The organism is Microbacterium sp., from assembly GCF_036277215.1.
Classification (GTDB): Bacteria; Actinomycetota; Actinomycetes; order Actinomycetales; family Microbacteriaceae; genus Microbacterium.
The window spans coordinates 1-7101 of record NZ_DASUNI010000162.1 but is presented as its reverse complement, the minus strand read 5'-3'; the positions used below and the strand labels follow the sequence as shown (position 1 = coordinate 7101).

Below are 7101 nucleotides of genomic sequence, written 5' to 3'. Positions count from 1 at the left end.
ACCAGCAAAGGCAGGACCGCGCAGCAGCGCGGCTCGGGCTGCCCCCTCCACCGGCGCACCGCCGACCGGCGCCGGCGGCGTGCCGCGATCCACCCGTCGCGTGCCGTTCTGGGACAACGCCCGCTTCGCGTGCATCGTGCTGGTCGTGCTCGGGCATGCCTCGCAGCGCTTGACCTACGACTCGGATGTCGCGCTCGGACTGTACCTGTTCATCTACGCGTTCCACATGCCCGCGCTGGCGATCATCTCCGGCTACTTCTCCAAGTCCGGCGCCCCCGGCTCGCGGCAGATGGCGCGGGTGATCACCGACATCCTGGTTCCGTACGTCATCTTCGAGAGCCTGTGGACGGTCACGAAGTGGATCGTGGAGGGTCAGGCGAACCCGAATCTGACTCAGCCGTCGTGGACGCTGTGGTTCCTGCTCGCGCTGGGCATCTTCCGGCTCGTACTCCCCTATCTCGCCCTGCTGCGCTGGCCGCTGCTGTGGACCGTCGTCATCTCCATCGGCGCCGGGTACCTCCCGAACATCGACTCGACGCTGTCGCTGTCGCGCACGCTCGGCCTGCTCCCCTTCTTCGCACTGGGCTGGTGGCTGAGCGACCGGAACGTGGTGGAGCGTCTCGGACTGCTGAGGGACCGACCGTGGTGGGTGCTGGCCGCAGCGACGGCTGCCCTCGCCGTCGCCGGGTGGGCCGCTTGGTTCTTCGTGGACGGCTGGAAGGCCATGAACCTGCGGGCATGGCTGTTCTACGACGAGAACTACGCGTCGATCGGCGGCACCGAATGGTGGGCGGGCGGTGTGCGGCTGGCGCTGATGGCCATCGCGCTGCTGCTGTCGGCCGCCTTCTTCGCCGTGCTGCCGCGCGGCACGCACTGGTGGACGCACTTCGGCCAGTACACGATGTACGTCTACCTCCTGCATTCCTTCGTGCTGTACCCGTTCCGCGAGTCGGGCGTGCTCCGAGACCTGGAGCCGACCTGGATCTGGCTGCCTCTCGTCATCGTCGCCTCGGTGCTGATCGCCCTCGCGCTCGCGACCAAGCCGGTGCGGACCGTGTTCCGCCCGCTGGTGGAGCCGCGGCCGAGCTGGCTGTTCGCCGACCCCACCCTCGCGCGGCGCGAAGGTCACCGCCTGGATCCGACCGGATCGCGGCGCTCGCATGAGGGCGCGCAGCGACGTGGGACACCGCGGGCCGCGCAGCCCCAGGCGGATCCTCGGCAGAACGGCTGACAGACCGGCGGGCGTCAGGCGAAGAGACGCTCGCCGACGTATGAGCCGGGAGCCGCGCCGGGCGGCACGGCCCACACACCCGAGCCGACGTGGCGGATGTATTCGTTCATGACGTCGGTCGACAGAGATCGCTGCAGCCGGACGAACTGCTCGGGCGCGCGCTGATACGAGAGGAAGAACAGCCCCGCGTCGAGCCGGCCGAGATCGTTGTTGCCGTCGACGAAGTTGTACCCGCGACGCAGGATGCGCACGCCGTCGTTCAGGTCGGCATGAGCGAGTCGGACATGACTGACCGCGGGCATGAGCGGAGCGCCCGCGGCATCCGTCTTGGCGAAATCCGGCTCGGTGAACTCGTCACCGCCCGAGAGCGGCGCCCCTTCGCCCTTGTCCCGACCGATGATCGCGTCCTGCTCCGAGAGCCGCACCCGGTCCCACGTCTCGATCAGCATCGCGATCTTGCGGGCCACCAGATACGAGCCGCCGGCCATCCAGGCCGGGGCATCCGAGGCGGCGACCCAGACGTGCGAATCGAGGGCTTCGCGATCGTCGGCGAGGATGTTCGCGGTGCCGTCCTTGAAGCCGAACAGGTTGCGCGGCGTCTGCTGGCTCGCGGTCGTCCGGGAGGTGCGGCCGAAACCCATCTGCGACCAGCGGATACGCGCTCTGCCGAATGCGATGCGGCTGAGGTTGCGCACCGCGTGGACGGCGACCTGCGGGTCGTCCGCGCACGCCTGGATGCACAGATCCCCGCCCGATGCATCGGGATCGAGATCGTCGCCGAGGAATGCAGGAAGGCGCTCGAGCACCGGCGGGCGGCGGCCGGCGATGCCGAACCGGTCGACGCCGTCGCTCTCGAACAGCGTCGGACCCAGGCCGAAAGTGATGGTCAGCCCGCTCGCGCCGAGCCCCAGGGCCTCGCCCGTGTCGTCGGGGGGAGCCTCCGGTGAACCGCCGATCGCACCGGTCGCGCTCACTTCGAGCCCACGAGTCATGCGCGCGGCGGCATACGACCAGTCCTGCAGCAGGGAGATCACGTCGTCGCGGTCGGTGCGTGCCATCATGTCGAACGAGGCGAAATGCAGGTGATCCTGCACCGGCGTCGTGATGCCGGCCTGGTGCGCGCCGAAGAACTCGTACGCGGATGCCGCGCTCCCCGAATCGGCGGCGCGCGCCACCGCGACGCCGCCCGCCACTCCCGCTCCCGCGCCGATGGCGAGGCCGGCTGCCCCGGCTCCCACGAGGCCCAGCAGGCCGCGGCGGCTGACGCCGGTCGTCGCCTCGGGCTCAGCGACCGGTGCGGCTGCTGAGTCCTCGGGAGCGCCGTCCGCGCGGGGGGTCACGTCACTCCAGGACGGTCACGGTGAGCTGCGACAGCGGCTCGGCCAGCGCGTTGATGAGGTCGGTGAACTCCCGCTTGTCGGCATCGGTGAGCTCGGAATAGGTCACGAAGCCCGCCGCCAGGGATCCGTGCGCGGCAAGGGACTCCTCCAGCGCCGCGTAGCCGGCGTCGATCTCTTCGACGAGGGCCGCGCCGTCGTCGCCCTTGGCTGCGGCGAAGTCCCTCGCGAGCGAGAACGCCATCTTGGATCCCTCGACGTTCGCGGCGAAATCCCACAGGTCTGTGCCCGACCACCAGTCCTCTTCGCCGGAGATCTTGCCCGTCGCCACTTCGTCCAGCAGCGCGATCGCCCCGTTGCTCAGCCCCGCCACGCCCTGCTCGTCGAGCGCGGCCTGGAACTGGTCGGAGTGGACGTAGTCGTAAAGTTCGGCGACGTCGGCGATCAGCTGGTCGCCGAACGCGGCCCGCTCGTCCGGTGTGGAGGGCGCCCAGTCCTGCCAGGCCGGCGTCTCGCCGTCGGCGTTGAGGGCGTCCTGCGCCGGTATCCAGAGGTCCTTCTCGATGCGGTGGAAGCCGGTCCAGTCGAGGCCCTCGGCGACGGCATCCACCTCGCGGTAGTCGATGCGCGGGTCGAGATCGCCGAGCGCCTCGGCCACGGGCTCGATCCGCTCGTAATAAGCCCGCACCTGCGGGAATGCTGCGCGTGCGACGTCATCCGCTCCCGACTCGTAGGCCGCGACGAACTCCTCGACCTGCGGAACCAGCTGCGACACCTGATCCTTCACGAACGCGGCGTACAGGTCGACCGCCTGCTGCTTCTGCTCGGCATCCGGCCCATCGATCGCCACCGCATCGCCCGACACGCTGAAGCCGCTCCGGCCGACCCCCTCGCCGATCATCCCCGGCTTGCACACCGTGAAGTATTCGCCCGGCTGTGCGACCACGGTGAGGGTGCGCGACGCGCCGGGGGCGATGTTCTCGACCTCCCCCACGATGCGCAGGCCGTCCTCTGCGAGGAGGTAGAACTCGGTGACATCCGCTCCCGCGTTCGTCACGTCGAACGCCAGTGTGCCGCTGTTCGCCGTGGTCGCCGAGACCTCGCAGCCGGTCTCGGTCGAGCTGACCGTCAGCGCGTCCGACGCGGCGACGTCGCTCTTGGCGACGCATCCCGCGAGGACGACGGCAGACAGCGCCACAGCGACGGCGGCGCCGAGGAGGCGGGAAGGGGTGGTCATGCTGCTCCTTGGTGCGACGTAGCCTCGGCCGGTACCGCGGCCGAGGTCGGGTTCGGGTTCGTGTTCGAGCGAGCGGAGGACGTCTCGGGTGCCCGCTCGGTGGAAGAGGGCTCTGCGGTCGCGGAGCGCTGCTCGGCACCGGACGGCTCGGGCCGAGCGGTGCGAACTCGCGACCTGCGCGTGCCGCGCATGAAGAACGCGCCCACGATGCTCACGTAGAGGACCCACACGACGACCTGCAGCCACGACATGCGGGGCATGAATCCCACGGTCGCCTGCAGCACCGCGGCCAGCGCCGAGCCGGGCGGGACCTGTGCGCTCAGGTCGAAGGCCCACCCGTAGGGGAATCCGGCGAAACCGACCAGCACGGCGCCCGTCGTCGGGTCGACCGGCGCGAGCGCGCCGAACGGGCCGGGCAGCGCACCGCCCTCCTGCAGGTCGTGCACCGCGTAGGCCAGGACGCCGGCGGCCACGATGATCAGGAACGCACCGGTCCAGAGGAAGAACCGGCGCAGATCGAGCCGCAGCATGCCGCGGGCCAGCAGCCAGCCGATCACGATCGCGGCGAGGAGTCCGAGCAGCGCGCCCAGCAGCGCAGCGGGCGCGTCGCCGAAGGACTGCACCATGGACCACAGCAGGAGGGTGGTCTCCAGCCCCTCCCGCGCGACCGAGACGAAGCCGATGGCGATGAGCGCCCACAGGCCGCCCTGCGCGAGCGCACGGTCGATGCCGCCTTCGAGGCTCGCCTTCAGGGTGCGAGCCGTCTTCTGCATCCAGAAGATCATCCATGTCACCATGCCCACCGCGAGGAGGCTGAGGGTGCCGCCGATGATCTCCTGCGCCTCGAACGTGAGCGAGTACGCGCCGAAGGTCAGCACCGCACCGACCGCGAGCGCGAGGCCGACGGCGAGCGCGATGCCCGCCCACAGCCTGGGCAGCACCTCACGCCGATCGATGCGCGTGATGTAGGCGACCAGGATTCCGACGACGAGCGCGGCTTCGAGGCCTTCGCGGAGGCCGATCAGGAAGGTGGCGAGCACGGGCAATCTCAAGCGTGGAGGGTGGAAGGAGGTGTTCGGGCGCCCGCCTTCCCCGAATGAACTCAGGTTAGGCAACCCTCACTTCGCACCAGGGTACGCGGCCCAACGAGAGCGGTCAAAGCGGATGCCGGACGCCTCCGGTAATCCGCGGCAACAATCGCCGGGACGCCGCTGCCGCCGCCTATCGTCGCTTCATGGCTGATCTCTCGCTGCCCATCCTCGACCTGAGCCGACTGGATGCCGGACCGGAGGCCGCTTCGGCGTTCCGGGACGACCTGCGCCGGGCGACCCACGATGTCGGCTTCTTCTACCTGACCGGCACGGGTGTCTCGCCCGAGCTCGAAGCCCGGCTCCTGCGCGGCGCGCGCGACTTCTTCGCCCTTCCCGAGGCCGACAAGCTCGCGATCGAGAACGTGCAGAGCCCGCATTTCCGCGGTTACACGCGGGTCGGCGGCGAACGCACGCAGGGTCGCGTGGACTGGCGCGAGCAGATCGACATCGGGCCGGAGCGCACGGCCGTCATCGACCCCGCGGCACCGGATTACGCGCGACTGGTCGGGCCCAACCTCTGGCCGGCCGCCCAGCCCGAGCTTCGGGAGGTCGTATCCGAATGGCACGACCACCTTTCGGGCGTGGCGCGCAAGCTGCTCCGGGCCTGGGCGGTCGCCCTGGGCGCGCCGGAGTCGTACTTCGACCAGCACTTCGGCGAGCCCTCGACGCTGATCAAGATCGTCCGCTATCCGGGCAAGGACGACCCGACGCCCCAGCAGGGCGTCGGGGCACACAAGGACTCGGGCGTGCTGACGCTGCTATGGGTGGAGCCCGGCAAGGGCGGCCTGCAGGTGCAGCGCGACGGGGAGTGGGTCGACGCGCCCCCGGTCGAAGGAGCGTTCGTCGTCAACATCGGCGAGCTGCTCGAGTACGCGACTCAGGGGTATCTCATCGCGACGAACCATCGCGTCATCTCGCCGAAGTACCCGGACGACCGGATCTCGGTGCCGTTCTTCTTCAATCCGGCGCTGGACTCCCGGCTTCCGGTCATCGACCTGCCCGAGGAACTCGCGGCCGAAGCGCGCGGCGTCACCCAGGACCCGGCGAACCCGATCCACGCGCTGTACGGCGAGAACGCGCTGAAGTCGCGCCTGCGCGCGCACCCCGATGTCGCGGCGATCCACCACGCCGACCTCGTCGCGGCGCGGGCGGAACCCTCCGCCTGACCGGCGGACGACGTTTCGGATCAGCCGAGCAGCTTGGCCTTCGCGGCAGCGAACTCCTCGTCGCTGAGGACGCCGGCGTCCTTCAGCGATGCGAGCTTCTGCAACTCGCCCACCAGGTCCACACCCCCGCCCGCGGGGGCCGCGGGCTCGGCGGGGGCAGGCTGGGAGTACTGCGCGGCGGCAGCGCGGGCAGCCTCGTCGATCTGAGCCTGCTGCTGCGCGGCCTCGTACTGCTGCTGGTCGTACTGGTTCTGCGCCTTCTCCTGCTGGTGGCGCTGCACGCTGCCACTCACGGCGGTCGCGGTGCCGGCGACCACGGCGGTGCGGGCGGCCATGCCGATCAGGCCGGGACGACCCATTCTGCGAAGGGGCATTTCTTCTCCTCGGTTCTCTTCAGCGGCTTCGAGCACCGCTCGTTGTGAGACTGGCTCGTGGTTCGAAGGGCGGGCATGATCGCCGACGGTGCGAACCTACTGCTCAGGGTGCCGCCGTGCGTCACCCGCATCGGGTGATGGGCGACTCGCGGACGCGGTGGAGTCCACGAAATTCACGGACACCACCTCGATGTGCAGATCGTCGAACGCCGCGAGCAGCCCGAGCAGTCGAGGCTGATCGGGCACGCTGCCGACCACTCTCGTGAGCCCGTCGGCGCCGGTGGTGACCTCGAACCCGTCGAGCGCCGCGATGAGTTCGGGGCTCATCCTGCCCCGAACGACGACTTCGGCGATCTGCGACGGCACGGCGACCTCTCCATGCCGGAAGGGCAGCCGGCATCTCCTCTCAATGTTCGTCTGCAGTCCGTATGACGCCATCATGCCGAGAGGATGATTCGCGCCCCCCTCACTGGGATACTGATGGCGAAACGGCCCACCATGACCCCAGCACCTTCCATACCCTCGCACGCCGTCGACCGCCCGACACTCCGGGCTCGTCTGGACGGTGCCGTCGGCGCACCCCTCACAGTGCTCGTCGCGCCCGCCGGCGCAGGCAAGACCGTGCTGCTCTCGCAGTGGGTCTCAACTCGTCCCGACAAGTGCTT

Annotated in this window: 7 protein-coding genes; 2 read left to right on the top strand and 5 right to left on the bottom strand. The window is 69.8% G+C overall.

What is annotated here, in order from left to right; translation table 11 throughout:
* Window positions 1-79 precede the first annotated feature (79 nt).
* Complete coding sequence (locus tag VFX99_RS08235) at window positions 80-1231, top strand: acyltransferase family protein (RefSeq protein ID WP_329665810.1); 1152 nt, start codon at window positions 80-82, stop codon at window positions 1229-1231.
* A gap of 14 nt (window positions 1232-1245) precedes the next feature.
* On the opposite strand, the gene efeB is transcribed toward VFX99_RS08235, so the two are convergent.
* From efeB to efeU, 3 genes are read right to left on the bottom strand one after another with little or no spacing between them, the layout of a single operon-like run.
* Window positions 1246-2571: an iron uptake transporter deferrochelatase/peroxidase subunit gene (gene efeB, locus VFX99_RS08230; RefSeq protein ID WP_329665808.1), complete on the bottom strand. Its 1326-nt coding sequence runs from the start codon at window positions 2569-2571 to the stop codon at window positions 1246-1248.
* Window position 2572: 1 nt separating this feature from the next.
* The gene (efeO, locus tag VFX99_RS08225; RefSeq protein ID WP_329665807.1) at window positions 2573-3805 is read right to left on the bottom strand and encodes an iron uptake system protein EfeO; all 1233 of its coding nucleotides are present in this window, start codon (window positions 3803-3805) and stop codon (window positions 2573-2575) included.
* Complete coding sequence (gene efeU / locus VFX99_RS08220; RefSeq protein WP_329665809.1) at window positions 3802-4845, bottom strand: iron uptake transporter permease EfeU; 1044 nt, start codon at window positions 4843-4845, stop codon at window positions 3802-3804. The genes efeO and efeU overlap by 4 nt, the downstream gene beginning before the upstream one ends.
* Before the next feature lie 194 nt (window positions 4846-5039).
* On the opposite strand from efeU, the gene VFX99_RS08215 reads away from it, so the two are divergent.
* Window positions 5040-6062: an isopenicillin N synthase family dioxygenase gene (locus VFX99_RS08215; RefSeq protein ID WP_329665806.1), complete on the top strand. Its 1023-nt coding sequence runs from the start codon at window positions 5040-5042 to the stop codon at window positions 6060-6062.
* A gap of 20 nt (window positions 6063-6082) precedes the next feature.
* Here VFX99_RS08215 and VFX99_RS08210 read toward each other — a convergent pair whose 3' ends face one another.
* Window positions 6083-6436 carry an SHOCT domain-containing protein gene (locus VFX99_RS08210; protein WP_329665805.1) on the bottom strand — a complete coding sequence of 118 codons (354 nt, stop codon included), beginning with the start codon at window positions 6434-6436 and terminating at the stop codon, window positions 6083-6085.
* Window positions 6437-6532: 96 nt separating this feature from the next.
* The gene (locus tag VFX99_RS08205; RefSeq protein ID WP_329665804.1) at window positions 6533-6877 is read right to left on the bottom strand and encodes a hypothetical protein; all 345 of its coding nucleotides are present in this window, start codon (window positions 6875-6877) and stop codon (window positions 6533-6535) included.
* Window positions 6878-7101 lie beyond the last annotated feature (224 nt).

Coding starts and splice junctions, on each gene's coding strand:
- efeO (WP_329665807.1), bottom strand. CDS start 3,805: ATGACCACCCCTTCCCGCCTCCTCGGCGCCGCCGTCGCTGTGGCGCTG.
- VFX99_RS08215 (WP_329665806.1), top strand. CDS start 5,040: ATGGCTGATCTCTCGCTGCCCATCCTCGACCTGAGCCGACTGGATGCC.
- VFX99_RS08210 (WP_329665805.1), bottom strand. CDS start 6,436: ATGCCCCTTCGCAGAATGGGTCGTCCCGGCCTGATCGGCATGGCCGCC.
- VFX99_RS08205 (WP_329665804.1), bottom strand. CDS start 6,877: ATGATGGCGTCATACGGACTGCAGACGAACATTGAGAGGAGATGCCGG.